General features: G+C 64.3%; 30 protein-coding genes, 1 tRNA gene and 1 other RNA gene. 16 read left to right on the top strand and 16 right to left on the bottom strand.

Features of this window, described 5'->3' with window-relative positions; translation table 11 throughout:
• Nucleotides 1–5: 5 nt before the first annotated feature.
• A complete protein-coding gene (locus tag AC3WS4_RS15890) occupies nucleotides 6–1019 on the bottom strand; it encodes a polyprenyl synthetase family protein (protein WP_056350689.1) in 1014 nt (337 codons plus the stop codon).
• 104 nt (nucleotides 1020–1123) lie between these two features.
• Here AC3WS4_RS15890 and AC3WS4_RS15895 point away from each other — a divergent pair, with 104 nt between their 5' ends.
• A complete protein-coding gene (locus tag AC3WS4_RS15895; protein ID WP_056350687.1) occupies nucleotides 1124–1411 on the top strand; it encodes a chorismate mutase in 288 nt (95 codons plus the stop codon).
• Complete coding sequence (locus AC3WS4_RS15900) at nucleotides 1408–2097, top strand: glutathione S-transferase N-terminal domain-containing protein (protein WP_492739263.1); 690 nt, start codon at nucleotides 1408–1410, stop codon at nucleotides 2095–2097. The genes AC3WS4_RS15895 and AC3WS4_RS15900 overlap by 4 nt, the downstream gene beginning before the upstream one ends.
• Nucleotides 2098–2452: 355 nt before the next feature.
• Here the strand turns inward: AC3WS4_RS15900 and AC3WS4_RS15905 are convergent, their stop codons facing one another.
• The 11 genes from AC3WS4_RS15905 to AC3WS4_RS15955 form a co-directional block, all read right to left on the bottom strand.
• Nucleotides 2453–3757, bottom strand: a complete 1305-nt coding sequence (locus AC3WS4_RS15905; protein WP_492739769.1) for a sensor histidine kinase — start codon at nucleotides 3755–3757, stop codon at nucleotides 2453–2455.
• A gap of 99 nt (nucleotides 3758–3856) precedes the next feature.
• Nucleotides 3857–4522, bottom strand: a complete 666-nt coding sequence (locus tag AC3WS4_RS15910; RefSeq protein ID WP_492739262.1) for a response regulator transcription factor — start codon at nucleotides 4520–4522, stop codon at nucleotides 3857–3859.
• Nucleotides 4523–4617: 95 nt separating this feature from the next.
• Nucleotides 4618–4926, bottom strand: coding sequence for a hypothetical protein (locus tag AC3WS4_RS15915; RefSeq protein WP_056350678.1), 309 nt, complete (start codon nucleotides 4924–4926; stop codon nucleotides 4618–4620).
• Between the two features lie 75 nt (nucleotides 4927–5001).
• Nucleotides 5002–5076 (bottom strand) — tRNA-Val (locus AC3WS4_RS15920).
• Nucleotides 5077–5251: 175 nt separating this feature from the next.
• On the bottom strand, nucleotides 5252–5524 hold the full coding sequence (locus tag AC3WS4_RS15925; RefSeq protein WP_037510426.1) for an HU family DNA-binding protein: 273 nt from the start codon (nucleotides 5522–5524) through the stop codon (nucleotides 5252–5254).
• A gap of 157 nt (nucleotides 5525–5681) precedes the next feature.
• Nucleotides 5682–8078, bottom strand: coding sequence for an endopeptidase La (lon, locus tag AC3WS4_RS15930; protein WP_056352192.1), 2397 nt, complete (start codon nucleotides 8076–8078; stop codon nucleotides 5682–5684).
• A 213-nt stretch (nucleotides 8079–8291) separates the two neighbouring features.
• A complete protein-coding gene (locus AC3WS4_RS15935; protein WP_492739259.1) occupies nucleotides 8292–8627 on the bottom strand; it encodes a YbaB/EbfC family nucleoid-associated protein in 336 nt (111 codons plus the stop codon).
• Nucleotides 8624–10336, bottom strand: coding sequence for a DNA polymerase III subunit gamma/tau (locus AC3WS4_RS15940; RefSeq protein WP_492739257.1), 1713 nt, complete (start codon nucleotides 10334–10336; stop codon nucleotides 8624–8626). The genes AC3WS4_RS15935 and AC3WS4_RS15940 overlap by 4 nt, the downstream gene beginning before the upstream one ends.
• A gap of 44 nt (nucleotides 10337–10380) precedes the next feature.
• An RNA gene (gene ffs, locus AC3WS4_RS15945) (signal recognition particle sRNA small type) lies at nucleotides 10381–10478 on the bottom strand.
• 143 nt (nucleotides 10479–10621) lie between these two features.
• Complete coding sequence (locus AC3WS4_RS15950; protein WP_492739256.1) at nucleotides 10622–10960, bottom strand: 2Fe-2S iron-sulfur cluster-binding protein; 339 nt, start codon at nucleotides 10958–10960, stop codon at nucleotides 10622–10624.
• The gene (locus tag AC3WS4_RS15955; protein ID WP_492739768.1) at nucleotides 10957–12048 is read right to left on the bottom strand and encodes a cysteine desulfurase family protein; all 1092 of its coding nucleotides are present in this window, start codon (nucleotides 12046–12048) and stop codon (nucleotides 10957–10959) included. The genes AC3WS4_RS15950 and AC3WS4_RS15955 overlap by 4 nt, the downstream gene beginning before the upstream one ends.
• A 251-nt stretch (nucleotides 12049–12299) precedes the next feature.
• Here AC3WS4_RS15955 and AC3WS4_RS15960 point away from each other — a divergent pair, with 251 nt between their 5' ends.
• Nucleotides 12300–12956 carry an alpha/beta hydrolase gene (locus AC3WS4_RS15960; RefSeq protein ID WP_037510410.1) on the top strand — a complete coding sequence of 219 codons (657 nt, stop codon included), beginning with the start codon at nucleotides 12300–12302 and terminating at the stop codon, nucleotides 12954–12956.
• Nucleotides 12957–12959: 3 nt separating this feature from the next.
• On the opposite strand, the gene AC3WS4_RS15965 is transcribed toward AC3WS4_RS15960, so the two are convergent.
• Both AC3WS4_RS15965 and AC3WS4_RS15970 read right to left on the bottom strand, forming a co-directional pair.
• Nucleotides 12960–13658: a DUF3667 domain-containing protein gene (locus AC3WS4_RS15965; RefSeq protein ID WP_492739255.1), complete on the bottom strand. Its 699-nt coding sequence runs from the start codon at nucleotides 13656–13658 to the stop codon at nucleotides 12960–12962.
• Nucleotides 13655–13846, bottom strand: coding sequence for a hypothetical protein (locus tag AC3WS4_RS15970; protein ID WP_056350667.1), 192 nt, complete (start codon nucleotides 13844–13846; stop codon nucleotides 13655–13657). The genes AC3WS4_RS15965 and AC3WS4_RS15970 overlap by 4 nt, the downstream gene beginning before the upstream one ends.
• A 112-nt stretch (nucleotides 13847–13958) precedes the next feature.
• Here AC3WS4_RS15970 and rpiB point away from each other — a divergent pair, with 112 nt between their 5' ends.
• The 7 genes from rpiB (at nucleotide 13959) to AC3WS4_RS16005 (ending at nucleotide 17902) form a co-directional block, all read left to right on the top strand.
• Nucleotides 13959–14423 (top strand): ribose 5-phosphate isomerase B, encoded by a 465-nt coding sequence (rpiB, locus tag AC3WS4_RS15975; protein WP_492739254.1) that lies wholly within the window; start codon nucleotides 13959–13961, stop codon nucleotides 14421–14423.
• Nucleotides 14420–15727 (top strand): serine hydroxymethyltransferase, encoded by a 1308-nt coding sequence (glyA, locus tag AC3WS4_RS15980; protein WP_492739253.1) that lies wholly within the window; start codon nucleotides 14420–14422, stop codon nucleotides 15725–15727. The genes rpiB and glyA overlap by 4 nt, the downstream gene beginning before the upstream one ends.
• Nucleotides 15728–15731: 4 nt before the next feature.
• Complete coding sequence (locus AC3WS4_RS15985) at nucleotides 15732–15950, top strand: hypothetical protein (RefSeq protein ID WP_056350661.1); 219 nt, start codon at nucleotides 15732–15734, stop codon at nucleotides 15948–15950.
• Nucleotides 15951–15953: 3 nt separating this feature from the next.
• The gene (gene nrdR / locus AC3WS4_RS15990) at nucleotides 15954–16418 is read left to right on the top strand and encodes a transcriptional regulator NrdR (RefSeq protein WP_056350659.1); all 465 of its coding nucleotides are present in this window, start codon (nucleotides 15954–15956) and stop codon (nucleotides 16416–16418) included.
• An 89-nt stretch (nucleotides 16419–16507) separates the two neighbouring features.
• Entirely contained in the window at nucleotides 16508–17155 is a 648-nt protein-coding gene (locus AC3WS4_RS15995) for an RNA methyltransferase (RefSeq protein ID WP_492739767.1), read from the top strand.
• 33 nt (nucleotides 17156–17188) lie between these two features.
• The gene (locus AC3WS4_RS16000; RefSeq protein WP_492739252.1) at nucleotides 17189–17464 is read left to right on the top strand and encodes a hypothetical protein; all 276 of its coding nucleotides are present in this window, start codon (nucleotides 17189–17191) and stop codon (nucleotides 17462–17464) included.
• A 195-nt stretch (nucleotides 17465–17659) separates the two neighbouring features.
• Nucleotides 17660–17902, top strand: a complete 243-nt coding sequence (locus tag AC3WS4_RS16005; RefSeq protein ID WP_056350653.1) for a hypothetical protein — start codon at nucleotides 17660–17662, stop codon at nucleotides 17900–17902.
• A 10-nt stretch (nucleotides 17903–17912) separates the two neighbouring features.
• Here AC3WS4_RS16005 and AC3WS4_RS16010 read toward each other — a convergent pair whose 3' ends face one another.
• Nucleotides 17913–18230, bottom strand: a complete 318-nt coding sequence (locus AC3WS4_RS16010; protein WP_492739251.1) for a chorismate mutase — start codon at nucleotides 18228–18230, stop codon at nucleotides 17913–17915.
• Nucleotides 18231–18431: 201 nt separating this feature from the next.
• Between AC3WS4_RS16010 and rpsD the strand changes: the two genes are divergently transcribed.
• Nucleotides 18432–19043 carry a 30S ribosomal protein S4 gene (gene rpsD, locus AC3WS4_RS16015; RefSeq protein WP_056350649.1) on the top strand — a complete coding sequence of 204 codons (612 nt, stop codon included), beginning with the start codon at nucleotides 18432–18434 and terminating at the stop codon, nucleotides 19041–19043.
• Here rpsD and AC3WS4_RS16020 read toward each other — a convergent pair.
• Complete coding sequence (locus tag AC3WS4_RS16020; protein WP_492742879.1) at nucleotides 19031–19570, bottom strand: hypothetical protein; 540 nt, start codon at nucleotides 19568–19570, stop codon at nucleotides 19031–19033. The genes rpsD and AC3WS4_RS16020 overlap by 13 nt on opposite strands.
• Before the next feature lie 147 nt (nucleotides 19571–19717).
• Between AC3WS4_RS16020 and AC3WS4_RS16025 the strand changes: the two genes are divergently transcribed.
• From AC3WS4_RS16025 to AC3WS4_RS16045, 5 genes are all read left to right on the top strand, one after another.
• Nucleotides 19718–20689 (top strand): DUF3800 domain-containing protein, encoded by a 972-nt coding sequence (locus tag AC3WS4_RS16025; RefSeq protein ID WP_187142095.1) that lies wholly within the window; start codon nucleotides 19718–19720, stop codon nucleotides 20687–20689.
• Nucleotides 20690–21057: 368 nt separating this feature from the next.
• Nucleotides 21058–22746, top strand: coding sequence for a M28 family metallopeptidase (locus AC3WS4_RS16030; RefSeq protein WP_492739250.1), 1689 nt, complete (start codon nucleotides 21058–21060; stop codon nucleotides 22744–22746).
• A 136-nt stretch (nucleotides 22747–22882) separates the two neighbouring features.
• Nucleotides 22883–23866 (top strand): agmatine deiminase family protein, encoded by a 984-nt coding sequence (locus AC3WS4_RS16035; RefSeq protein ID WP_492739766.1) that lies wholly within the window; start codon nucleotides 22883–22885, stop codon nucleotides 23864–23866.
• 58 nt (nucleotides 23867–23924) lie between these two features.
• A complete protein-coding gene (aguB, locus tag AC3WS4_RS16040; RefSeq protein WP_492739249.1) occupies nucleotides 23925–24776 on the top strand; it encodes an N-carbamoylputrescine amidase in 852 nt (283 codons plus the stop codon).
• A gap of 29 nt (nucleotides 24777–24805) precedes the next feature.
• A complete protein-coding gene (locus AC3WS4_RS16045; RefSeq protein ID WP_492739248.1) occupies nucleotides 24806–25471 on the top strand; it encodes an FABP family protein in 666 nt (221 codons plus the stop codon).
• Nucleotides 25472–25592: the final 121 nt, after the last annotated feature.

Below are 25592 nucleotides of genomic sequence, written 5' to 3' on the forward strand. Positions count from 1 at the left end.
GCTCCTCAATAAGCGCGGGCGACCGCAAAGGCGACCGCCTCGGTCAGCGCCGCCTTAGCCTGGCTGGCGCGGAAGCCGCCGATCGCATCGACGGCGCGCTGGCCATAGTGGCGCGCGCGCGCCAGCGTGTCGGCGATCGTGTCGTGCTTGTGGAGCAGCGAGGTCGCATAAGCGAGGTCCTCGTCCGAGCTGCGGTGGCCGACGATCGCCTGTTTCCAGAAGTCGCGCTCTTCGGCATTGCCACGCGCATAGGCAAGGATCACCGGCAATGTCACCTTGCCATCGCGAAAGTCGTCGCCGACGCCCTTGCCCATCGTCTCGGCGTCGGAGACATAGTCGATCGCGTCATCGACGAGCTGGAAGGCGACGCCGAGGTTGCGGCCATAGCTGTCGAGCGCCGCCTCGGTCGTATCGTCGCGTTCGGCGACGACCGCGGCGATCTTGCACGCCGCCGCGAACAACTCGGCGGTCTTGGCGTTGATGATCGCGAGATACTGGTCTTCGCTCGTTTCGATGCGGCGCTGCGCCGAGAGCTGGTTGACCTCGCCCTCGGCGATCACCGCCGAAGCGCGCGACAATATCTTGAGGACCTTGAGCGAGCCGTCCTCGACCATCACCTCGAAGGCCCGGCTGAACAGGAAGTCGCCCACCAGCACCGACGCGCTGTTGCCCCAGATCAGGTTCGCGGTCTTGCGGCCACGGCGCAGGTCCGATCCGTCGACGACATCGTCGTGGAGCAGGGTCGCGGTGTGGATGAATTCGACCGCCGCGGCGAGCTTGCAGTGGCGGCGGCCCGGATAGTCGAGCAACTTGCCGCACGCGAGCGTCAGCATCGGGCGCATCCGTTTGCCGCCGCCGGCGATCAGATGGCCGGCGAGTTCGGGGATCAGCGGCACTTCGGACTGCATGCGGTCGAGGATGACCGCATTGACCTCGTTCATGTCGGCGGCGACGAGCGCCATCATCGGGTCGAGCGAGGGGGGCTTTTCGCCGTGAAGACGGTGGATTTCAGCACTCATGACGCGGCGAGCCTTGGCCGTGCGGGGGTGAATTTGCAACGACTTTCGGCTTGCCTTGCGCCCCTGCGCAGTGCCAAGCGTGCCGGGCATCAGAGGAGCCGCGCATGGACGACCAACTCAGCCGCTATCGCCAGAGCATCGACAATATCGACGCGGCGCTCGTCTATATGCTCGCCGAGCGGTTCAAGGTGACCAAGGCGGTCGGCGAACTCAAGGCGAAGGGCGGCCTGCCCCCTGCCGACCCGGCGCGCGAGGAACGCCAGATCGGCCGGCTGCGCGAACTGGCTCGCGATGCCGATCTCGATCCCGATTTCACCGAAAAATTCCTGCGCTTCATCATCGAGGAGGTGATCCGCCATCACCAGAAGGCCAAGCAGGAGCAAGGGGCGTGACGCACCCGATCTTCGCCAAATGGCCCGCGCAGCATCCCGACCGGCTCCAGCTTTTCTCCGCCCCGACGCCGAATGGCGTGAAGGTCGGGATCATGCTCGAGGAAAGCGGTCTTCCCTATGAGCCGCACCGCATCGACATCATGGCGAACGAAAGCCACGACCCGGCGTTCCTCGCGCTCAATCCCAATGGCAAGATTCCCGCGATCTACGATCCCGACGGCCCCGGCGGCAAGCCGCTGGCGCTGTTCGAATCGGGCGCGATCCTGATCTATCTGGCAGACAAGTCGGGCCAGTTCCTCTCGCCCGACCCGGCGACGCGCTATGAAACGATTCAGTGGCTGATGTGGCAGATGGGCGGCGCCGGACCGATCTTCGGCCAGCTCGGCTTCTTCCACAAATTCGCCGGCAAGGACTTTGAGGACAAACGCCCGCGCGACCGCTACGCGGCGGAATCGGCGCGGCTGCTCGGCGTGCTCAACGACCGGCTCGCGGATCGCGAGTGGATTATCGATGAAGGCTACAGCATCGCTGACATGTCGCTGCTCGGCTGGGTACGTAATCTGATCGGCTTCTATGACGCCGCCGAAATCGTCGGCTTCGCGCGATTCGAGCATGTCCAGCGCTGGCTCGATGCGGGACTGGCGCGGCCGGGCGTGCAGCGCGGACTGGAGGTTACGGCGGCTTAAAGCGACAAAAGCGACGGACGTTGAGGGGGAAACTGTCTCCTTTGTCGCTTTAAGGCTTGTTAAGGCTTGGTATCCAGGCGCATCGCGAAGCGGGGCGCTGTGATCGACAAGTCAAAGGGCGGATCGAAGGCTGACACAGTGAAATAATTTAGGAAAGCGGCAATTTCCGCTGCCGGTCCTATTTCGCCAAGGGCAGGAAACGACCGATTGCTGTCGTTCCATTGACGTCACCCCGGGCTTGACCCGGGGCCTGCCTTGTCTTTGAACCGGCAGCGAAAGAAGGAAGGCGGGTCCCGGGTCAAGCCCGGGATGACGATGACATAAGCGTCCGCTACCACCCCAAACGGCCTCCTGCCTACCCCGCCGGCAGCCTGAGCCGTACCAGCAGCCCCCCTAAATCCTCGCTCTCTTCGAGCGCGATGCTGCCGCCGTAAATCTCCGCCACGTCGCGCACGATCGCAAGGCCGAGGCCCGTTCCCGGCTTGCCGCTGTCGAGCCGCACGCCGCGGTCGATGACCCGGTCGCGGTCGGCGGGCGAGATGCCCGCACCGTCATCCTCGATAAGGATTTCCACCATGCCACCCTCGCGCTGGACGGTGACGAACACGCTGCCGCCGCCGTATTTTGCGGCATTTTCGAGCAGGTTTCCGATCAGTTCGTCGAGATCCTGCCGCTCGACCCGCACGATCAGTTCCTTGTCGCCCGATGCGTCGAGCCGTGCATCGGGATAGAGCAAGGCCACGGCGCGCGACACGCTGTCGACGCTGTCACGGACGTTGGCGCGCGCCTGCGCCGCACCGCGCCGCCCGACCGCGCGCGCGCGCGCGAGGTGGTGTTCGACCTGGCGCTGCATCGTCGCCGCCTCGCGCCGGACCGTATCGGCAAGATCCGATTTGTTACCGGTCGCGCTGTTGACGAGCACGGTCAGCGGCGTCTTCAGCGCATGGGCGAGGTTGCCCGCGTGGAGCCGCGCCTCTTCGGCCTGTTTCTCGTTATGCGCGAGCAGCGCGTTCAATTCATCGACGATCGGTTGCACCTCGAGCGGCAGCGGCGCCACGACGCGGCGTTGCTGGCCGCCGCGCATCGCGGCGATCGCCCGGCGGATGTGCCGCAGGGGCCAGAGGCCATAGAAGGTCTGGAGCGCCGCGAGGATGATGAGCCCCAGCCCCAGCAGGCCGAGGCTCGGGATCAGCGTCGCCCGCACCGCCCGCGTTTGCACCTGCAGCACCTCGCGCGACTGGGCGATCTGGAACCGCCATTTGGTTTTGCTGCCGGGCAGCATGACGTCGCGCTCGGCGACGCGCAATTCCTCGTCGGGGAACTGGTTGCTGTCATAGACATGGAGTTGCTGGTCGTCGTGCTTGTCCGACGTGTCGAGCCGCCGTTCCCACAGCGAGCGCGAGGGATAGGGTTCCTGCCGCCCGCCGCTGATCTGCCAATAGAGGCCGCTATAGGGTTCGAGGAAACGCGGATCGCCGAGCGGCTCAATCATCCGGACCTCGCCGTCGGGGCCGATTTCCGACGAGCGGATCATGCTGAGCAGCACATATTCGAGGTTCGAATCGAAGTTGCGCGTGATCGCACCGGTCAGCACCCGGTCGAGCGCGAACCCGCCGCCGATCAACAGCACCGAAATCCAGATCGCAGCGATCGCGATCATGCGCCGCGCAAGCGAGCCGGTGATCCGGCTCGTCAGCGCCTGCGGCTTCGCGGCGTCGGTGTCGGCTACGATGGCCGGAACATCGGCCTCGGCCACGGCTTAGCCCTGCGGATCGTCGAGCTGGTAACCCAGGCCGCGGATCGTCGTGATGATGTCGGCGCCGAGTTTCTTGCGGATGCGCGTCACGAACACTTCGATCGTGTTCGAATCGCGATCGAAATCCTGATCATAGATATGTTCGATCAACTCGGTACGCGACACCACCTTGCCCTTGTGATGGAGCAGGTACGACAGCAGCTTATACTCCTGCGCCGTCAGCTTGACCGGCTCGCCGTCGAGCGTCACGCGGCCCGAACGCGTATCGAGGCGCACCTTGCCCGCGATCAGCTCGCTCGACGCGTTGCCGGCCGCGCGGCGGATCAACGCGCGCAGGCGGGCGATCAGTTCCTCGGTCTGGAACGGCTTGGCGAGATAATCGTCGGCGCCGGCGTCGAGGCCCGCGACCTTGTCCGACCAGCTGCCGCGCGCGGTCAGCACGAGCACGGGAAAATTGCGCTTTTCCTTGCGCCAGCGGTCGAGCACGGTGAGCCCGTCGATTTCGGGCAAGCCAAGGTCGAGGATCGCGGCGTCATAGCTTTCGGTCGAGCCGAGGAAATGGCCGTCCTCGCCGTCGGTGGCGAGGTCGACGGCATAGCCCGCACCCTCCAGCGTCGCCTTCAACTGCGGGCCGAGCGTGGGTTCGTCTTCGACAATCAAAATCCGCATTCAAACGCCTTTCCTAGCGCGAGCCGGTTATCCCCGGCCGCTTTGCTGCTGTGTACCACTCGCGGCGGTCATCGCAAATGTCGTTCGGGAAGATTTCAGGGCTTGCGGCCGACGATCCGGCCGGTGCGGGCATCGACATAGACGACGACCACCTGGCTGCCGTCCATGAATTTGAGCGCATAGATCATGCGCTGCTGGTCGAACTGCGGGCCGCCGAGATAAGTCATGTCGCGATAGGGCGGCCGCGAACGGACGTCGGCGATCAGCTTGCCCAGCGGCACCACCTGCCCCTGCGCCGCGGCGTCGCGCAGCTGATCCTGGTCGCGATCGCCGCGTGCGACGGCGGGCGCCGCGGAAGCAAGCAGGACGGCCGAGGCCAGCGAAAATGTGAGAGTGCGGAACATGGCCGGATTCCTAATGCGAACGCATTGAATAGGCGATGAATGACCCGGTCAGCAAGGAGTCCGCCTCCGGGGTCATGGTGGGCGCGGCAAGGATTGAACTTGCGACCCCACCCGTGTGAAGGGTGTGCTCTACCACTGAGCTACGCGCCCTTCCGGACCGAAGCGGCGATGCCGCGTCCGAAAGCCGGACGTCCATAGCCGCTGCGGCGGTGAATGCAACGGGCTTTCGACAGCATTGGCCTGCCCGATGCAGAACGGGGCCGATGCAAAACGGGCCGCAGCTTTCGCCGCGACCCGAAATGTTTTCAGCAAAAGGTGCTGCCGATCAGTTGACGGCATCCTTGAGGGCCTTGCCGGCCTTGAACTTCGGCTGGTTCGATGCCGCGATGGTCATCGTTTCGCCGGTGCGCGGGTTGCGGCCGGTCGAGGCCTTGCGCTTGCTGACGGCGAACGTGCCGAAACCGACGAGGCGGACTTCGCCACCCTTCTTCAGCGAACCCGTGATCGCGTCGAAAACAGCTTCGACCGCCTTGCTCGCGTCACCCTTGGTCAGGCCGCTCGAGTCAGCGACGGCGGCGATCAGGTCTTGTTTGTTCATGCCTAAGGAACCCCTGTGATTTGTTGGTTGAATGATTCATGGCGGTGCCATGGCGCGTCACTAACGCGCTTTGCCCCCCCGTTGTCAAAGCAAAAAAGGGGCAAAAACGCGTCAAAATGACGTTTTTGCGACGAAAAGCGGTCACGCTCAACCGCGGTCAATGGCGAATCGCTGTCTCCGGGTCGGTTGCCGTGGCGACGGGGGGCGAGGTCGCCAGTTCGTCGGCCTCGGTCCATTCGATCGGTTCGACCGGGCTGACCAACGCTTCGGCGAGCACCTGGTCGACATGACTGACGGGTATGATGTTGAGTCCGCCGGTAATGTTGGCGGGAATCTCGACCAGATCCTTCTCATTTTCCTCGGGAATCAGCACCGTCGTGATGCCGCCGCGAAGCGCCGCGAGCAGCTTTTCCTTGAGCCCGCCGATCGCCAGTACGCGGCCGCGCAGCGTGACTTCGCCGGTCATCGCGACGTCGCGGCGCACCGCGATGCCGGTCAGCGTCGAGACCATCGCGGTGACCATGCCGACGCCCGCCGACGGACCATCCTTCGGCACCGCGCCTTCGGGCAGGTGGATGTGGATGTCCTTGCGCGCGAACAGGCTCGGCTTGATGCCATAGCTCGGCGCGCGCGCCTTCACGAACGACAGCGCCGCCTGCACCGATTCGGTCATAACTTCGCCGAGCTTGCCGGTGGTGCGGACCTGCCCCTTGCCGGTCACGGTGACCGCCTCGATCGTCAGCAATTCGCCGCCGACCTCGGTCCAGGCGAGGCCGGTGACGGCGCCGATCTGGTCCTCGAGGTCGCCCATGCCATGCTTGTATTTTCGCACCCCCGAATAATCCGCGAGATTGTCGGGCGTCACGACGACGCTCTCCATCTTGCCTTCGAGGATGCGGCGCAGCGCCTTGCGCGCGAGCTTGGCGATCTCGCGTTCGAGGGTGCGGACGCCCGCTTCGCGGGTGTAATAGCGAATGAGATCGCGCAAGCCTTCGTCGGTCAGCTCGAACTCGCCGGCCTTCAGGCCATGCGCCTCGATCTGCTTGGCGATCAGGTGGAGCTTGGCGATCTCAACCTTCTCGTCCTCGGTATAGCCTTCGAGCCGGATGATCTCCATGCGGTCGAGCAGCGCCTGCGGCAGGTTGAGCGAGTTCGCCGTCGTCACGAACATGATGTCGCTCAGGTCGACGTCGATCTCCAGATAATGGTCCTGGAACTTGCCATTCTGTTCGGGGTCGAGCACTTCGAGCAGCGCCGAAGCCGGATCGCCGCGGAAATCCTGGCCCAGCTTGTCGATCTCGTCGAGCAGGAACAGCGGGTTCATCGTGCCGGCCTTTTTGAGGTTCGTCACGATCTTGCCCGGCAGCGAGCCGATATAGGTGCGGCGGTGGCCGCGGATTTCGGCCTCGTCGCGCACGCCGCCGAGCGACTGGCGGATGAATTCACGCCCGGTCGCTTTCGCGATGCTCTTACCGAGGCTGGTCTTGCCGACGCCCGGCGGGCCGACGAGGCAGAGGATCGGCCCCTTCAGCTTGTTGGTGCGCGCCTGGACCGCCAGATACTCGACGATCCGGTCCTTGACCTTTTCGAGCGCATAATGGTCGTTGTCGAGCACCGCCTGCGCCGCCGCGATATCCTTTTTCAGCTTCGACTTCTTGCCCCACGGCAGGCCGATCAGCGTGTCGAGATAATTGCGCACGACGGTCGCCTCGGCCGACATCGGCGCCATGCCGCGCAGCTTCTTCATTTCGGCCTGCGCCTTTGCCTTGGCTTCCTTGGACATTTTCATGCCCTCGATCTTGGCCGCCAGTTCGGCGAGGTCGTCCCCGCCCTCGCCATTGTCGTTGCCGAGTTCGCGCTGGATCGCCTTCAACTGCTCGTTGAGATAATATTCGCGCTGGCTCTTTTCCATCTGGCGCTTGACGCGGCCGCGGATCTTCTTTTCGACCTGCAGCACGCCGAGTTCGCCCTCCATGAAGGCGAAGACCATTTCGAGGCGCTTGGCGGGCTGGCCCTCGACGAGCAGGGCCTGCTTGTCGGAAACCTTGATGTTGAGATTGCCCGCGACCGAGTCGGCAAGGCGCGAGGCGTCCTCGATCTGCGACAGCTGCACCGCGGTTTCGGCGGGCATCTTCTTGTTGAGCTTGGCGTAATTTTCGAACTGGTCGACGACCGAGCGCATCAGCGCCGCCGTATCGACGCTGTCGTCCTCGGCATCGGCGATCGGCGTCACGCGCGCGACCACCGCCTTGTCGTCATTTTCGAGCGCGACGAGCTTGGCGCGCTCCTTGCCCTCGACGAGGACGCGGACGGTGCCGTCGGGCAGCTTCAGCAGCTGGAGCACGGTGGCGATGACGCCGACGTCATAGAGGTCGTCGCGCTGCGGATCATCCTCGCCCGGATCGAGCTGAGCGACGAGGAAAATTTCCTTATCGGCTTCCATCGCGACTTCGAGCGCGGCGACCGAGCGATCGCGGCCGACGAACAGCGGCACGATCATATGCGGGAAAACAACAATGTCGCGCAGCGGCAACAGGGGGAAAGTCTGGCTCATCATGGCTCCTGGACAAGCGCCCGCAACCGGCACGCCGTCCTTCTTATAGGGTCTTCAACCGCTAATATGGCGTAACTTGCCGCGCATTCAATGTCGCTGCGCTGAACGGGAGGTTTTGCCGTCGCCCCCGCGAAGGCGGGGGCCGTTGGCAGCCCGGCCAGCCTCGCTGCGCAAAACGATAGCGGCCCCCGCCTTCGCGGGGGCGACGAGAGATCAAAACGGCAGTTTGAAGCCCGGCGGCAGTTGCAGGCCGCTCGTCATCTTGCCCATTTCGGCATTGCTCGCCTGATCGGCCTTTTCGCGCGCGTCGTTGAACGCGGCGGCGAGCAGGTCTTCGAGCATCTGCTTGTCCGAAGGAACCATCAGGCTGTCGTCGATCGAGATCGCCTTGATACGGCCCTTGGCGCTCGCGGTGATGCGGACGAGTCCGCCGCCCGAGATGCCTTCGACCTCGACGCTGTCGAGCTTCGACTGCGCCTCCGCCATCTGCGCCTGTACGGTTTCGGCGGCTTGCTGCGCCGCCTTGAGCATTTCTTCCATCGATTTCATGGAGCGGACCTATGCCGCGTCTCGTCGCCCTCGACAAGCCTCGCGTCAGGAAAAGCCGCCAATGCGGCCTTGACGACGGGCAGTTCGCGGATGCGCTGGTCGTTGTCGGCGAGCGTCGCGGCGCGCACCTGCCCGAGGCTCGGCCGCCCCTCGCCCTCGCCGCTGCGCACCTGCCAGCGGCTGCCGGTGGCCGAAAGCAAGGCGTCGCCAAGGTCGCGCGCGAAGCCGCCGTCGAGCGCTGCGACGGGGACAAAGACGATCGCGCCGGGTTCGAGGGTGATGATCCGCAGATGATCGTGCACGTCGACCGCGAGGCGATGATTGCCGGTGCTTTCGAGCAATTGGTGGATTTGCGCCACGGTGAGCGCCGAAGCGGGCGTCTCGGCGGGCGGCACGGTTTCAGCGGCGACCGGTTCGGGCGCCTGCGCGGTCGCATCCTGCGCCGGCGCGGCGGGCGCAGGCAGTGGCGTCGCGGGGAAATGGCCGGTTTCGAGCAGCTTCGCGAGCTCGCCCGGATCGGGCATCGCGGCGGCATAGATTACCCGCAGCAGCAGCATTTCCAGATGCTCGAGCGGATTGTTGGCGCGCAGCACCTCGTCATGGCCCTTGAGCAGCAATTGCCACAGCCGGTTGAGCGGCGCGAAGCCCAGCTTCTGCGCCCAGTCACCGATCCGTTCGCGGTCGGCCTCGGCGAGCGCGGGATCGTCGTGGCGCGACACCTTGGCCAGCGTGATCGCATGGGTCAGGTCCATCAGCCCGCGCACCATCGCGACGGGTTCGATCCCCAGCGCATATTGGCCACGCGCGAGATCAATCGCGGCGCCGGCATCGCCCTCGAGGATCGTCGCCATCAAATTCGCGATCGACGAGCGGTCCGACAGGCCGAGCATGACCCGCACCTGCGCCGCGCCGATCATGCCGCCGCCATCGAGGTCGGCGTGCGCGATCGCCTGGTCGAGGATCGACAGACCGTCGCGCACCGAGCCTTCGGCGGCGTTGGCGATCAGCCAGATCGCGGGCGCTTCGGCCTCGACGCCTTCTTTCTGGAGGATCGAGCTGAAATGGCTGAACAGCATGTCGGGGGTGATGCGGCGGAGGTCGAAGCGCTGGCAGCGCGACAGCACCGTCACCGGGACCTTGTTGACCTCGGTCGTCGCGAACAGGAATTTGACGTGTGGCGGCGGTTCTTCGAGCGTTTTCAGCAGCGCGTTGAACGCGTTGCGCGACAGCATGTGCACTTCGTCGATGATGTAGATCTTGTAGCGCGCCGACACCGCGGCGTAGCGCACCGCCTCGATGATCTCGCGCACGTCGTCGACGCCGGTGTTCGACGCGGCGTCCATCTCGATCACGTCGATATGGCGGCCCTCGGTGATCGCGCGGCATGGTTCGCAGATGCCGCAGGGGTCGATCGTCGGCCCGCCCTGCCCGTCCGGGCCGATGCAGTTCAGCGCCTTGGCGATCAGCCGCGCGGTCGAGGTCTTGCCGACCCCGCGCACCCCGGTCATCAGGAAGGCGTGCGCCAGCCGGTCGCGCGCGATCGCATTGCCGAGCGTGCGCACCATCGCGTCCTGACCGATCAGTTCGGCAAAGGTTTGCGGGCGATATTTGCGCGCGAGGACGCGGTAGGGGCCGCTCGAAGCGGGCGCCGTGGTGGTCGGCAAATCCATGCCCAGCATCGGTGGTTCGTCGTCGGCGGAATCGCTCATGCGATCCGTATTAGGGACGGTCGGCGCGCTTGTCGAAGGGGGAAATGGGTGGGAGCCGGAACGACCCGCGGCGAATTCGTTGCGGCTGCTTCCTTCCGGACCTGACCGGGTTGGCGAAGACCACGTCCGCCCGACTCCCGGCGCGCATATGGCGGGGGCAGCGGAGAAATGCAAGCGCGGTGGGGATCAACATGATCGTCACCCCGGACTTGATCCGGGGTCCCGCTTCTTCGACGTCGCTGAGTGGGACCCCGGATCAAGTCCGGGGTGACGAACGGGGCAAGGTTAGCGCGGCCCCTGCATGTTGCGGCTTTCGGACGGAATATGGACGGTCAGCCCGTCCATCGCTTCGGTCAGCACAATCTGGCACGCAAGGCGGCTGGTGCGCCGTGCACCGGCGGCGAGGTCGAGCATATCCTCTTCCATCTCGGTCGCATCAGGCAAACGGTCGAAATCTTCTTTGGCGACGATGACATGGCAGGTCGAGCAGGCCATCTGACCCTCGCAAGTCCCTTCGAGCGGCATCAGATGCGCTTGCGCGACGTCGAGCAGGATCGAACCCGGCGCGGCCTCGACCTCGGTCCGTCCTTTCCCGTCGGCGTGGATGAAGGTGACGCGCATCAATTGCCCCCCTGCAGCCGTGCGGCCTGTTTGATCGCGTCGAGTCCGTCGCGCAACTCGGCCTCGGTCGTGTAGCGGCCCCAGCCGAGACGGATCGACGCGCGCGCGGCGGCTTCGCTCACGCCCATCGCGCGCAGCACATGGCTGACCTTGCCCGACCCGCTGCCGCACGCGCTGCCAAGCGAGAAGGCGATATTGCGCGCGTCGGACATCAGGCGAAGACCGTTGACGCCCTCGCGGCGGACATTGAGATTACCGTGGTAGCGATGCGCCACCGACCCGTTGATCGCCCATTCGGGCAGCATCGCGCGCGCGATCGACCAGAGGCGTTCGACATGCGCCGCGTCAGCATCGAACCGCTCGGCCGCAAGCGCCGCCGCGGCGCCGAACCCGGCGCACAGCGCGGGCGAGACGGTGCCCGAGCGCATGCCCTGTTCCTGCGCGCCGCCGAACATCAGCGGCGGCAGGTCGACTCCGTCCTTGACCCACAGCGCACCGATGCCCTTGGGGCCATGGATCTTGTGCGCCGAGATGGCGATCAGGTCGGGGCCGTCGGGAATGGCGACGCGGCCATAGCCCTGCACCGCATCGCAGAGCAGCAGGCTGTTCTTCGCATGGGCGGCGGCGGCGAAATCACCGACCGGCTGGATGGTGCCGACCTCGTTGTTCACCAGCATCGCCGCGACGATGCCGTTTTCGGGAATCGACGCGGTGTCGGGAGGCAGCGCGACGCCCTCGCCATCGACCGGCAGGATCGCGGCGTTCAACCGTTCGAGGCATTGCAGCGACGCGGCATGTTCGATGCTCAGCCCCGCGACCCCGCCGGGCATGACCTCCGCGCCGCGCAGCAGCGCCCAGTTGAGCGCCTCGGTCGCGCCCGAGGTGAAGAAGACGCGCCCGCCCTTCGGCAGCAGCGCCGCGACCTGATCGCGCGCGACCTCGACCGCGGCGGCAGCGGCGCGACCGCCCTTGTGCGTGCTCGACGGATTGGCGAAACCATCGCCGTCACCGGGGCCCGCCAGCCAGCGCAGCATCGCTTCGCGCGCCTCGGGAGCGAGCGGGGTGGTCGCTTGATAGTCGAGGTAGATCATCGGGCGCATCTGCCCTCAAATCCGGTTTGTGTCGAGCGAAGTCGAGACACCTTGAGGTCGCGCACGCCTTCGCGTGTCTCGACTTCGCTCGACACAAACGGAAAAATGGGAGGCGCCAAATCACTACTTATTGCGAGTAATTCGCAAAAGTTGCAACTTGCCACCCAATTTCTATATAGGCCGCGCCTTCGCTCCGCCACCCCGCCGCTCCGGCGATTCGGCTCCGAGCCCAAAACATAAGAGGTGCGCCCATGCCCGACGTGATTTTCCCCGGCCCCGAAGGCCGTATCGAAGGCCGTTTCTCGCCCCCGCCGCGCCCGCGCGCGCCGGTCGCGCTGATCCTGCACCCGCATCCGCAGGGCGGCGGCACGATGAACGACCGCATCACCCAGGCGATGTACAAGAGCTTCGTCGCACGCGGCTTCGCGGTGCTGCGCTTCAACTTCCGCGGCGTCGGCCGCAGCCAGGGCACGTTCGACAATGGCATCGGCGAGTTGAGCGATGCCGCGTCGGCGCTCGACTGGGTGCAGTCGATCCATCCCGAGGCGCAGACGACGTGGATCGCGGGCTTCAGCTTCGGCGCGTGGATCGGCATGCAGCTTTTGATGCGCCGCCCCGAAATCCGCGGCTTCCTGTCGGTCGCGCCGCCGGCGAACATGTATGACTTCAGCTTCCTCGCCCCCTGCCCCTCCTCCGGCATCATCGTCGCGGGCGGCCAGGACGAGATCGTGCCGCCGAGCGCGGTGCAGAAGCTGGTCGACAAGCTGCGCACGCAAAAGGGCATCACGATCCATCACGACGAGATCCCGCGTGCCAATCACTTTTTCGAGCATGAGCTCGACCAGTTGATGAAGTCGCTCGATAACTATCTGGATATGCGGCTCGCTCCCGATTCGCCGATCCGCTGAGAGCTAGAAAAACCCGGCCTTGTCGATCAGCGATGCGGGCATGAAGATGAACAGGATCAGCGCGAGTTCGCAGCCAATCACGGCGGCGACCGCGCGGATCCAACTGCCGCGTCCCTCACCGGCGTAAAATTGCCGCACCGCGAAGATATTGAAACCGAGTCCCAGGGCATAGCGGATCGAGACGCGCTCCATTCCGCGCTCGGATGTTAAGACCTCCATCAGCAGGTCGGCGAGAAGCATCAGGAGCGTCGCTTGCGCCACGACATAAAGGCGCATCACCGTCGTTCCGAAAAAGCCGGCCGGCGACCGGCGATAAAAGATGAAATGGAGCACCAGCGACGAGGTCAGGGCAATGATCAGCGGCAGGATGACGGGCTCGTTGCGCAGTTTTTCGATCAGGCCGATGGTGGTGGTATCGCTTCCCGGCAGGACGCGCGCGCGGACCAGATAATTGACCGCAAGGATCACCGCGACATAGGGAATCGGCTTGACGAGAAGGTCGCGATCCACCTCGATATAGCGGCGGATCAGTATGCCCGGCTGGCGGAACAGTCCGACCAGCGTGTGAAGCACGCCCTTTTCCCACCAATTTTCGGCGAGCTCTCCGAGTACCGCGCGGCGGTCGATGGCTAGCGGGCGCAAATCCTTGCCGCAGTCGGGACAAAAGCGCCCATCGCCGCGGTGGACGCAGTCGTCGCTCATTCGGCGCCGCTGCTCGCTGACGTTTCCTTGACCGGTACCAGCCAGACCGCGACATTGGCGAACATCACGAGCGCCGCGACGAGCATCAGCAGCGCACGGCGCCGATCGCCCTTGCGGAAAATATAGATGGCGCCCCCGGTCAAAACGGCCCCGGTGAGCATCAGCACGGACATGATCGTGTCGGACATGGCGAGGCTTTATCGGCTGCGTCACAAATTTGCCACCTCGCTTATGGCCATATGCAGCGCCTTCGCCTAAAGGCCGCTCATCGATTCCCTCCAGCCTTGCGGGAGCCGCATCATGCGCATCGCCATTGCCTCCGATCACGCCGCTTATGAGCTGAAAGCCCAGCTTGCGGACTGGCTGCGCGAGCAGGGCCACGAGGTCGAGGACCTGGGCACCAACGGCCCCGACAGCGTCGATTATCCCGATTATGGCTACGCCCTGGCCGAAGCCGTCGCGAGCGGTCGGGCCAAAAAGGGCGTCGCACTCTGCGGTTCGGGTATCGGCATCTCGATCTCGGTCAACCGCAACCCGGCGTGCCGCTGCGCACTCGTGTCCGAACCGCTCTCGGCCAGCCTGTCGCGCCAGCACAATGACGCGAACGTCATCGCGATGGGCGCGCGACTGACCGGAATCGATATGGCCAAGGCGTGCCTCGACGCGTTCCTGACCACCGATTTCGCCGGCGACCGCCACGCGCGCCGCGTCGACAAGCTTTCCAAGCCTCCCTTCAATTTGGCCCAACTGGAGACCAGCCGATGACTACAGACACGCTCGCCAAGCCCATCAAATCGGCCGGATATTTCACCGACGGCGTCGACACGGTCGACCCCGCGGTCGCAGCGGCGATGAAACATGAGATGGAGCGCGAACGCTATCAGATCGAGCTGATCGCCTCGGAAAACATCGTCTCCAAGGCGGTGCTCGAAGCGCAGGGGTCGGTGTTCACCAACAAATATGCCGAGGGCTATCCGGGCCGCCGCTATTATCAGGGCTGCGCGCCGTCGGACGAGGTCGAGACGCTGGCGATCGACCGCGCCAAGAAATTGTTCGACTGCAATTTCGCCAACGTCCAGCCGCACTCGGGTGCGCAGGCGAATGGCGCGGTGATGCTGGCGCTGACCAAGCCCGGCGCGACGATCCTGGGGATGAGCCTCGACGCCGGCGGTCACCTGACCCACGGCGCCCCGCCCGCGATGTCGGGCAAATGGTTCAACGCCGTGCAGTACGGCGTGCGCCCCGATGACCATCTCGTCGATTTCGACCAGGTCGAAGCGCTGGCGAAGGAACATCGCCCTGCCCTCATCATCGCGGGTGGCTCGGCCTATCCGCGCACGCTCGATTTCGCGCGTTTCCGCGCCATCGCTGATGACGTCGGCGCGCTGCTGATGGTCGATATGGCGCATTTCGCGGGCCTCGTCGCCGGCGGCGCGCATCCCTCGCCGATGGAACATGCGCATGTCGTGACCACGACGACCCACAAGACGCTGCGCGGCCCGCGCGGCGGGATGGTCCTGACCAACGACGAGGCGATCGCCAAGCGGATCAATTCGGCGGTCTTCCCGGGGCTGCAGGGCGGCCCGCTGATGCATGTCATCGCCGCCAAGGCGGTGGCGTTCGGCGAGGCGCTGCGCCCCGAGTTCAAGGATTATGCGAAGGCGACGATCGCCAACGCCCAGGCGCTCGCGAACCGGCTGAAGGCGCGCGGCGCCGATGTCGTGGCGGGCGGCACCGACACGCATCTGGCGTTGATCGACCTGCGCCCGCTCGGCATCACCGGCCGCGACGCCGACGAGGCGCTCGAGCGCTCAGCAATCACCTGCAACAAGAATGGCGTGCCCTTCGACCCGCTGCCCCCGGTCAAGACCAGCGGCATCCGCGTCGGCTCCCCCGCGGGCACGACGCGCGGTTTCGGCATCGCCGAGTTCGAGGACATTGGCGACATGGTCGCCGACGTGCTCGAAGCGCTGCGCGACAAGGGCGAGCATGGCGACGCCGATGTCGAGGCCGATGTCCGCAAGCGCGTCCGCGCTTTGTGCGAACGCTTCCCGATCTACGAAGGCTGAACCCATGGCCCGTCCCAATCCCGAAGAGCCGACGCTGGTCGAAGTCGCGATCGAAGAGGTCAAGGCGATGGGCAAGCAGGGGATGCAGCATCCTTCGACGAAGCCCGTGCTGACCGGCGGCGCGATCGGCGCCGTCGCGGGGATCGTGCTGCCCGTCATCAGCTGGCCGGTCGGCCTGTTCGCGGGCGCCGCGATCGCGCTTTACAGCCGGGTGAAACGCTGACCGATGCGTTGTCCCTATTGCGGCCATGAAGACAGCCAGGTGAAGGACAGCCGTCCGACCGAGGACGGCGCGGCGATCCGGCGGCGGCGGCAATGCGAGGATTGCGGCGCGCGCTTCACCACTTTCGAGCGGATTCAGCTACGCGAAGTCGCGGTGCTCAAGGCCGACGGCGGCCGCGAACCGTTCGACCGCGAGAAATTGATGCGCAGCGTCCAGATCGCCTGCCGCAAGCGCCCGATCGACGCCGCGCGCATCGAGCGGCTGGTGTCGGGTATCCAGCGCCAGCTCGAAACCTCGGGCGACAATGAGGTCAAGGCATCGCAGATCGGCGGCATGGTGATGGAAGCCCTCAAGGGCTTCGACAGCGTCGCCTATATCCGCTTCGCCAGCGTCTATCGCGAATTCACCGAGGCGAAGGATTTCGAAGAATTCGCCTCGACGATCAACGAGGCGGCGCACAAGGGGTGAACAAGCAAACCGCCCCCGACGCCCCGCCTCCCGTCATCGTCCTCGTCCGCCCGCAGCTTGGCGAGAATATCGGCAAGGCGGCACGCGCGATGCTCAATTTCGGGCTGACCGAATTGCGGCTGGTGACCCCGCGCGACGGCTGGCCCAACCCCGACGCCGGCCCCGCCGCGTCGGGCGCCGATGTCGTGCTCGCCGAGGCGCAGGTGTTCGCCAGCCTCGCCGAGGCGACCGCCGACTGCACGCACATCTATGCGACCACCGTCCGCAAGCGCGGCGTGATCAAACCCGTGCTGACCCCCGAAGCCGCGGCGCGGCAGGTTCATGCGACGGCCGGACGCTCTGCCTTCGTTTTCGGCGCCGAGCGGTCGGGGCTGGAGACCGACGATGTCGCGCTGGCGCACAGCATCGTCACCGTGCCGATCAATCCCGAATTCGGATCGCTCAACCTGGCACAGGCGGTGATCCTGCTCGCCTATGAATGGTCGAAGGGTCAGGATCTGGCGCAGCCGCCCGTCGCGGAACTCGCGCCGACCGCCGAGCATGCCGAATATGAAGAACTGATCCAGCATTTCGTGCGCGATCTCGACGCAGCAGGCTATTTCTTTCCCGAAAACCGTCGCGCGGCGACGCTCCGAACATTACGCACCACGCTCACCAAGACGGGCTGGTCGTACAATGATATCAGGATGATGCACGGCATCATAACGGCTCTTGGCCGAACGCCGAAAAACCGTTAAGGAGCGCCAAATCGTTTCAGGAGTTACTTTCCCATGATGACCCTCATCCTGTCGCTTGCACTCGCCGCCGCGGCCGCCGAAACCCCGCCCGTCGACGGAGCGACGACCGCCCAGCCCGCGAAGCCCGAAAAGCCGAAAAAGATCTGCAAGGCCACCAAGATGACCGGCAGCTCGATCGGCCGCCGCGTCTGCAAGACCCAGGAACAGTGGGACGCCAGCCAGTCCGCGAACATCGATGCGATCAACCAAGGCTATAAGCAGAATGTCGGCGTCGGCGATTCGCCGCTTGGCGGCGGCGGCAACAACTAAGCGCATCGCTCAGCAAACCCATCGATTGAAAAGGCGGTCCATGCGTTTTGCCTGGCCGCCTTTACTCATACCCCCTTCCACGACTGGACAAGCTGTCCGCATCACGGATAGCATCGACCTCATGAATCGGCTCGGGGAATTGGCCGGCATATGGAGAGGTCCTGTCGGCCATATTCGCTAGGAGTTTGACTACCCATGATGACATTGCTGCTCTCTCTCGCCCTGGCCGCCGCCGGGACGACCGGTCCGGATACCGCCGAACGCCCCGCGAGCGGACAGGCTGCCAAGCCGGCGAAACCCAAGAAGGTCTGCGAACGGATCGAGTCGACGGGCAGCAGCGTGCCCAAGAAGGTCTGCCGCACCGTGCAAGCGCCGAAGGCCGCAATCGACGCGGCCAACACGGTTCCGGAAAAGCCCGCGGGCAACAGCACCAACTGATCGCGGCGGGTCAGGCCGGATCGGTACGAATCCGGTCCCAACGGACCATTTCATACGCGATAGACTGCTCGACCAGTTCGTCCCATACCGCGCGCAGGCGGTCGGGTTCCAGCCCGGCCACCTGCGCGGCGTGTGCGACATTGTCGAGCACCTGGGCCTTGCGCGCCTCGTCGCGGACGACATTGCGGTCGGTCTTGATGCGCGCTGCGGCGTCCATATAGCCGAACCGGCGGACAAGCAGCGCGACGAGTTCACGATCGACCTGATCGACCCCGGCACGGACATCGATCATCGTTTCGCACTGTTCGGGAGATTTGGCAGCGGTCATGCGCGCTGGCTTTAGCGGCTTTTTCCCGCCTGTCGAGCCGGTGCGGCAATGCTTGACTTTCCCCACTGCCCCGTCTAACCGCGCGCCTTCGCAATGGACCCCGCACCCCGGTGAAGCGGCGGTCGCATATGGCATCTGCCCATATGGTGCGACCCGGGAACCGCCGAAATCCTTCGGCACACAGCATATTGGAGACGACATATGTCGAAGCGCCAGAGCGCCAAGTATAAACTCGACCGTCGGATGGGCGAAAACATCTGGGGTCGTCCGAAGAGCCCGGTCAACCGCCGCGAATATGGCCCCGGCCAGCACGGTCAGCGCCGCAAGGGCAAGGTGTCCGATTTCGGCATCCAGCTCCGCGCGAAGCAGAAGCTCAAGGGCTATTACGGTGACATCACCGAAAAGCAGTTCAAGAAGAACTATTTCGAAGCGTCGCGCATGAAGGGCGATACCGGCCAGAACCTGATCGGCCTGCTCGAGCGCCGCCTCGACGCGGTCGTCTATCGCTCGAAGTTCACCCCGACGATCTTCTCGGCGCGCCAGCTCGTCAGCCACGGCCACGTCTATGTGAACGGTGTGAAGTGCAACATCGCGAGCCGCCTGGTGAAGCCGGGCGACGAAATCACCCTCGGCAAGAAGGCGCAGGAAATGGCGCTGGTCGCCGAAGCGCAGAGCCTGCCCGAGCGCGACCTGCCCGAATATCTCGCCATCGACGGCACCAAGGCGACCTATGTCCGCGTTCCGACGCTCGACGAAGTGCCTTATCCGGTGAAAATGGAACCGAATCTGGTCGTCGAATTCTATTCGCGCTGATCCGGCGGTTCATCGCAGGAAACAAAGGGGCGGTCCGGCAACGGGCCGCCCTTTTTCTTGGCCGCATCGGCGTGTCGGCGCGAGGGCTGCTCGCGGAAAGCCGCAGAAAATTGCCGAACTTCACACTGGAAGCGATACCGGCCGTATCCAGCCCGCCGACGCGGCCGATACCCCCGGCGCAAAGGCACGCGATCCCAAGCGTTCGGTTCAAGGCGAAAGCGCGCGGGGAAGGCGATCCCCAAAAATGGTGGAAAACGGCCTAACTTCACACTGAAATCGCATTTCCGGCAGCACAAGCGGGCAGGTCGGCCAACGTCTCGCGCCCGGCCGACGACCTTGCCGAACGCGCGCAATGGCCTCGGCGAGAAACCGGCGCAAAACTGCGCAACTTCATTCGCGAATATCGTTTTTCGGGCGGAAGTCGGACCCCAATCACGCGGCGGCGCTGTCGGACGACGCGCCGCTTCGCGCGAGCCGGTTACCCGAGCGAACGGAAAAGATGGACCGGAGAAATGGAGGAGCTTCATCCGCCAGTTTGGAGCATGGAGAGATATATTAGGAAAGCATTATTTCGTCCGAGACCGATCGACGGCTGCGGCACCGTTCTCCGCTTGCGGTTCGCGCCCTCGCTCGCCACAAGGCGGCATATCGAAAGTTCCCGTGCGGAGGGCAGTTTGGCGATCGTTTTTGCCGATGAGAGCGGCCGTAACGACCCACCCGTCTATGTGATGGCCGGACTCATCGCTAGCGCTGCTGCGTGGCGCGCATTCGATGCGGCGTGGATGGCCGAGCTTAATTCCCCTCCCGCCATCTCGGTTTTCAAGATGAAGGACGCGTATCGCGGTAACGGCGATTTTCGCGGCATCGGTCAGGTGGAGCGGCAGGCCAAGTGCGAGCGTCTGGCGCGGATCATCCGGGCGCATTGTACGGGTCGGCTTTCGGTCGTCACACTGCACGACGCCTTCAATGAAATCATCAAGGGACGCATCTCCGGGGACGTCGACGATCCTTATATTTTCTCTTTTGACGGCATCCTTGCTCGAGCCGATAAATTGGCCACCGCACTCGATTACGATGGCCCGATCGACTTTTATTTTGACAGGCAGATAGACAAGGAGCCACTGCTCAATGCGCATTGGGACGTCTACCATCCGACGCTCGACGCGCATTTTGCCGCACGTTTTGAGAGGAAACCAGCGTTTCTCGCGGACGAACAGGCCCCGGGATTACAAGCGGCAGATATGCTCGCTTGGCATATCCGGCGAGCTTATGCCGATGGGCATAAGGATTTGGCAAAAGTCGGCGAGGTTGGGGCTTTGCTGGCTGAAATGAGCCGCAGCGATCAGTTATACGACGCCGCCGCGCTGACCGTGCTCCGCGAGTCCATTCACAAGAAGTTTTTCGGCGCAAACCGATTTGCGCCGCATGTCGAAGAGTATGTGAGGCAGACGGTCGCCATAATGACAACGTGCGAAAATTACATCAAGATGACGGAGCCTTCAAAGAGGCTACCCGTCGAGTTGATGCCACTCCCGGCCAGCGGAACATCACGATATCAGCTAGTTCGTAATTGTGAACTTGTCGGCATTCCCCATCTGCACAGACGATCTGATAGTTCGTGTATCGAACAGACGACGGCGGAATGATGGACGGCTCGCTGCTGAGGTCGGCGATCATGATCGGCGATCCACAGCTTTTGCATGCCACACCAGCATAGGCGGTGCCCGGTTCCGGACGGAAGCGCGGAGCCAAGATAGTGATCGACTCGTCTATTTTCTCCGTCATATCGCCTCTTGAACTGAATTCTTTTTTGCCTCTTCAAGTGCGTCAGAAGCCGATAGAGCACCGCCTACCAAGCAGTCCTCTTAAGGCCGCTGATTTGATTCAGCATCCAAAAACGCGGGCAAGGCCCCAAAACCCGCGTAACATAGGGCATTCCCCCCCACCCTTGCATCCCCCTGCCCCGGCTGGCACAAGCCCGGTCGTCGCAAACGAAACCATTCAAGGACATTCCATGCTGCGTTCCCCCCGATCCGCCGCGGCCTTCGCGGCCCTTCTGTCGCTTGCCGCGTGCGGCGGCGGCGACAAGACGGCAACCGATACCGCCGCCACCGCCATCCCCGACGTCCAGATCCCCGAACTGTCGCTGAAGACGCTTCAGGACGTGACCAAGGAATTGTCGTCCGACGCCTATGAAGGCCGCGCACCGGGAACGCCGGGCGAGGAAAAGACCGTCGCCTATATCATCAAGAAATATGAGGAAGCGGGCCTGAAGCCCGGCAACAACGGCCAATGGACGCAGGACGTCCCGCTGGTCGAGATCACCGCGCAGAACGCGACGCCGCTGACCTTCACCGGCGGCAAGACCCCGGTGACCGCGCAATATGCAAAAGACTATGTCGCGTTCAGCTATCGCGTGACGCCCAAGACCGCGATCAAGGACAGCGATGTCGTCTTCGTCGGTTATGGCATCAACGCCCCCGAAAAGGGTTGGAACGACTATGCCGGGCTCGATGTGAAGGGCAAGACCGTCGTCGTCCTCGTCAACGATCCCGACTGGCAGACCAAGGAAGCCAAGGGCGAATTCAACGGCCGCGCGATGACCTATTACGGCCGCTGGTCGTATAAATATGAGGAAGCGGCGCGGCAGGGCGCCGCGGCGGTGCTGATCGTCCACGATACCGAACCCGCCGCCTATGGCTGGAACGTTGTCGAATCGAGCAACACCGGGACCCAATATCTCGCCGAGAGCAAGGACGGCGGCGCCAGCCAGACCGTCGCCAACGGCTGGATTCAGCTTGCCAAGGCCAAGGAACTCTTTGCGAGCGCCGGCCAGGATTTCGACAAGCTGCGCGACGCGGCGAAGGTGAAGGGCTTCAAGTCCGTCGCGCTGACCGGCGTGAAGGCGAACTTCTCCTTCGACAACCAGATCGCCAAGAAGATGTCGCGGAACGTCATTGGCGTGCTGCCGGGCGCCAAGCGACCCGACGAATATGTGCTCTATACCGGCCACTGGGACCATCTCGGCCGCTGCACGCCCGTTGCCGGCGACGACATCTGCAACGGCGCCGTCGACAATGCGAGCGGCATCGCCGGCCTGGTGACGCTGGCGCAGGCGTTCAAGACCGCCGGCGCGCCCGACCGCAGCATCGTGTTCCTCGCGGTCACGGCCGAGGAATCGGGCCTGCTCGGCTCGAAATTCTACGCCGAAAACCCGATCTTCCCGCTCGCCCAGACCGTCGGCGGGGTGAATATGGACGCGCTCAACGCGGTCGGCCCGACGAAGGACATCGTCGTCGTCGGTGGCGGCAAGTCCGAACTCGACGCCTATGTCGAAAAGCTCGCCAAGATGAGCAATCGCGTGATCAAGGCCGAACCGACCCCCGAAAAGGGTTTCTATTACCGGTCGGACCATTTCAGCTTCGCCAAGCTCGGCGTCCCGATGTTCAACTTCGGCAGCGGCGACGACCTCGTCGTCGGCGGGGTCGAGGCGGGCAAGAAGGCCTCCGAAGACTATGAAAAGAACCGCTATCACGCGCCCGGCGACGAATATGAGGCGATCACCAACTGGGACGGCATGATGTCGGACCTGCGCCTTTATTACGCTGCAGGGCGGATGCTCGGGATGACCGACGCATGGCCGAACTGGGTCAAGGGCGACGAATTCCGCGCCGCCCGCGACAAGTCGCGCGCCGGCAAATAAAGACGACAACCGCTCCTCCGCAGTTGCGGGGGGCTTCAAGTTCCGGCAATCCAGAATGGCAGAGGCCGTTCTGGATTGCTGCGTTCTGGATGACACGGTCGATGCCGTCGGCATCGAGGCAGAGGACCTTCACGCGATGAAATTGCGCATGCCCGCCGAATGGGCGCCCCACGACGCCGTCTGGATCGGCTTTCCCCATATGGCCGAGGAATGGTCGGGGCAGATCGACGCGGCGCGGCGCGATGTCGCCGCCTTTGCCAACGCCGTCCATGACGGCGGGCGCGGCGAAAAAGTGCATCTTCTCGTCCGCGACCATGACAATGCCGATATCGCCGAGGCGCTCGTCGATGAGGGCGTGCAGTTGTTCGTCGCCCCCTTCGGCGATATCTGGCTGCGCGACACCGGCCCAATCATCGTCGGCACCGGCACCCAGCGCGAGGTGCGCAATTTCGACTTCAACTGGTGGGGCAACAAGTTCGTGATGCCCGGCGACCGTGAGATCGGGGCGATCCTGGCCGCGCACGCGGACCTGCCGACGCAGCACCTCGACTGGGTGCTCGAAGGCGGCGGCATCGACGTCGACGGCGCGGGCCTGTGCGTCACCACCGAAGAATGCCTGCTCAACAGCAACCGCAACCCGTCGCTGACGCGCGAGGATATCGCGGCGCGGTTGCACCAGTCGCTCGGCATCGAGCGGCTGCTGTGGCTCGGCAACGGGCTGGTCGGCGATCATACCGACGGGCATGTCGACAATCTCGCGCGCTTCGTCGGCGAAGGGCGGCTGGCGATCCCGGTCGCCGAGGGCGATGAGGATCCCAACGCGCATATCTACGCCGACGCGCGCGCGCGCGCCGCAGCATTCGGTGGGGTCGAGATCGTCGACCTCCCCTCGCCGGGCCGGGTCGAGATCGACGGCGAAATCGCGGCGGCGAGCTATATGAACTTCTACATCGGCAACAGCACAGTGGTGGTGCCGACCTATGGCGTCGCGAACGATGCGGCGGCGGTCGAGGCACTGGCTGCGCTCTTCCCCGATCGCCGCGCGGTCGGGGTGCCCGCGCTTGGCATCATCGCCGGCGGCGGCAGCTTCCATTGCTCGAGCCAGCAGCTTCCGGCCTAGCATCGCGCGCGAAGCCGCTTATATTCGGCTCGATTTGATTTCCATCACGGATCCCCGAATGACCCGCACCCTTACCGTCGCCGCACTTCAACTCGCCCTGCCCGGCCCTGTCGAGCCGAATATCGAGGCGGTTACCGCGCTCGTCGAGGAAGCCGCGGCGAAGGGCGCGCAGGTCATCCTGCCCCCCGAATTGTTCGAAGGCCCCTATTTCTGCCAGGTCGAGGACGAGGCGCTGTTCGCAACCGCGCGGCCGACCGCCGAGCACCCGAGCGTGCTTGCGATACAGGTGCTGGCGGCAAAGCTGAAGGTCGCGATCCCGACGAGCTTTTTCGAGCGCGACGGCCATCATTATTACAACACGCTGGCGATGATCGGTCCCGATGGCGACATCATGGGCACGTACCGCAAATCGCACATCCCCGATGGCCCCGGCTATGAAGAGAAATATTATTTCCGCCCCGGCAACACCGGGTTCAAGGCGTGGGACGTGTTCGGCGCGCGGATCGGCGTTGGGGTGTGCTGGGACCAATGGTATCCGGAATGCGCGCGCGCGATGGCGTTGATGGGCGCCGAACTGCTTTTCTATCCGACCGCGATCGGCAGCGAGCCCTATGACGCCGACCTCGACACCAGCCGCATGTGGCGCCGCGCGATGCAGGGTCATGCCGTGTCGAACTGCATGCCAGTCATCGCGGCGAACCGCATCGGGACCGAGGGCGAGGCGAACTTCTATGGACACAGCTTCATCAGCGACGAATGGGGCGATCTGACGCAGGAGTTTGGCGCTGCCGAGACCGGCGTGCTGGTCGAGACGATCGACCTCGACCGCGCGGCGAAGCACCGGGCGGGGATGGGGTTCTTTCGCGATCGTCGCCCACATCTCTATGGTCGGCTGGTCGAAGATATCTGAGTTGTCACAATAGCTTTGGGGGCCAAGCAGTGGAATTACCGGACGATATTTTTACCGAACCCGAGGATGTCGACCCCGAGACGCTGGCCAATCTCGGCCCGCTCGCGCGGCTCGCCGGGATCTGGGAGGGCCAGCGCGGGGTCGATATCAATCCCAAGGCCGATGGCCCTGAAACCCGGGACTATTATGAGCGGATCGAGATGCAGCCGATCGACCCCCAGGCGAACGGCCCGCAGCTCTTCTATGGCCTGCGCTATCACCTCCACGTCAACACGCGCGAGGAGGATATCAGCTTTCACGACCAGGTCGGTTACTGGCTGTACGAACCGGCGACCGGGCTGATCCTGCAGACGCTGGCGATCCCGCGCGGGCAGATCGCCATCGCGGCGGGGCATGCGGCGCCCGATGCGACGAAGCTGGTCCTCAAGGCGACCCGCGGGCAAACCGAATATGGCATTTGCTCGACGACTTTCCTCGACCTGGCCTTCACCACCGAATCCTATGAGATTTCCGTGGAGTTCCATGATGATGGAACATGGAGCTATGTCATCGATACGACCCTGCTGGTGAAGGGCCGCGACGAACCCTTCCTCCACCGCGACCGCAACCGGCTGTCCAAGGTCGGCGAACCCGACCTCAATCCCTGGGCGAAGATCGCGCGCGGGCTGGCGCCGTCGGTCGAGAAGGCAGAATAGCGAGCGAAAGAGGCCCAACGAGTAAGGGCGAGCCCCTGTGGACTCGCCCCATGACCCCAAAAGGGACTCGAACCCTTAACGGCACCAAATCACACTGCCGATTTATCAATCAAGGCCAAGT

This window comes from Sphingopyxis sp. EU05-FHT14B03, from assembly GCF_058790875.1.

Bases quoted from the DNA above. Each gene is read 5' to 3' on its own strand.
- AC3WS4_RS16030 (WP_492739250.1), top strand. From the start codon at position 21,058: ATGCTGCGTTCCCCCCGATCCGCCGCGGCCTTCGCGGCCCTTCTGTCG.
- AC3WS4_RS15890 (WP_056350689.1), bottom strand. From the start codon at position 1,019: ATGAGTGCTGAAATCCACCGTCTTCACGGCGAAAAGCCCCCCTCGCTC.
- aguB (WP_492739249.1), top strand. From the start codon at position 23,925: ATGACCCGCACCCTTACCGTCGCCGCACTTCAACTCGCCCTGCCCGGC.
- AC3WS4_RS15985 (WP_056350661.1), top strand. From the start codon at position 15,732: ATGGCCCGTCCCAATCCCGAAGAGCCGACGCTGGTCGAAGTCGCGATC.
- AC3WS4_RS15915 (WP_056350678.1), bottom strand. From the start codon at position 4,926: ATGTTCCGCACTCTCACATTTTCGCTGGCCTCGGCCGTCCTGCTTGCT.
- glyA (WP_492739253.1), top strand. From the start codon at position 14,420: ATGACTACAGACACGCTCGCCAAGCCCATCAAATCGGCCGGATATTTC.
- AC3WS4_RS15925 (WP_037510426.1), bottom strand. From the start codon at position 5,524: ATGAACAAACAAGACCTGATCGCCGCCGTCGCTGACTCGAGCGGCCTG.
- AC3WS4_RS15905 (WP_492739769.1), bottom strand. From the start codon at position 3,757: ATGATCGCGATCGCTGCGATCTGGATTTCGGTGCTGTTGATCGGCGGC.
- rpsD (WP_056350649.1), top strand. From the start codon at position 18,432: ATGTCGAAGCGCCAGAGCGCCAAGTATAAACTCGACCGTCGGATGGGC.
- rpiB (WP_492739254.1), top strand. From the start codon at position 13,959: ATGCGCATCGCCATTGCCTCCGATCACGCCGCTTATGAGCTGAAAGCC.
- AC3WS4_RS15910 (WP_492739262.1), bottom strand. From the start codon at position 4,522: ATGCGGATTTTGATTGTCGAAGACGAACCCACGCTCGGCCCGCAGTTG.
- AC3WS4_RS15955 (WP_492739768.1), bottom strand. From the start codon at position 12,048: ATGATCTACCTCGACTATCAAGCGACCACCCCGCTCGCTCCCGAGGCG.
- AC3WS4_RS15940 (WP_492739257.1), bottom strand. From the start codon at position 10,336: ATGAGCGATTCCGCCGACGACGAACCACCGATGCTGGGCATGGATTTG.
- lon (WP_056352192.1), bottom strand. From the start codon at position 8,078: ATGAGCCAGACTTTCCCCCTGTTGCCGCTGCGCGACATTGTTGTTTTC.
- AC3WS4_RS15970 (WP_056350667.1), bottom strand. From the start codon at position 13,846: ATGTCCGACACGATCATGTCCGTGCTGATGCTCACCGGGGCCGTTTTG.
- AC3WS4_RS16005 (WP_056350653.1), top strand. From the start codon at position 17,660: ATGATGACATTGCTGCTCTCTCTCGCCCTGGCCGCCGCCGGGACGACC.
- AC3WS4_RS15965 (WP_492739255.1), bottom strand. From the start codon at position 13,658: ATGAGCGACGACTGCGTCCACCGCGGCGATGGGCGCTTTTGTCCCGAC.
- AC3WS4_RS15960 (WP_037510410.1), top strand. From the start codon at position 12,300: ATGCCCGACGTGATTTTCCCCGGCCCCGAAGGCCGTATCGAAGGCCGT.
- AC3WS4_RS16035 (WP_492739766.1), top strand. From the start codon at position 22,883: ATGAAATTGCGCATGCCCGCCGAATGGGCGCCCCACGACGCCGTCTGG.
- AC3WS4_RS15935 (WP_492739259.1), bottom strand. From the start codon at position 8,627: ATGAAATCGATGGAAGAAATGCTCAAGGCGGCGCAGCAAGCCGCCGAA.
- AC3WS4_RS16020 (WP_492742879.1), bottom strand. From the start codon at position 19,570: ATGAAGCTCCTCCATTTCTCCGGTCCATCTTTTCCGTTCGCTCGGGTA.
- AC3WS4_RS15995 (WP_492739767.1), top strand. From the start codon at position 16,508: ATGCTCAATTTCGGGCTGACCGAATTGCGGCTGGTGACCCCGCGCGAC.
- AC3WS4_RS16000 (WP_492739252.1), top strand. From the start codon at position 17,189: ATGATGACCCTCATCCTGTCGCTTGCACTCGCCGCCGCGGCCGCCGAA.
- AC3WS4_RS15895 (WP_056350687.1), top strand. From the start codon at position 1,124: ATGGACGACCAACTCAGCCGCTATCGCCAGAGCATCGACAATATCGAC.
- AC3WS4_RS16010 (WP_492739251.1), bottom strand. From the start codon at position 18,230: ATGACCGCTGCCAAATCTCCCGAACAGTGCGAAACGATGATCGATGTC.
- nrdR (WP_056350659.1), top strand. From the start codon at position 15,954: ATGCGTTGTCCCTATTGCGGCCATGAAGACAGCCAGGTGAAGGACAGC.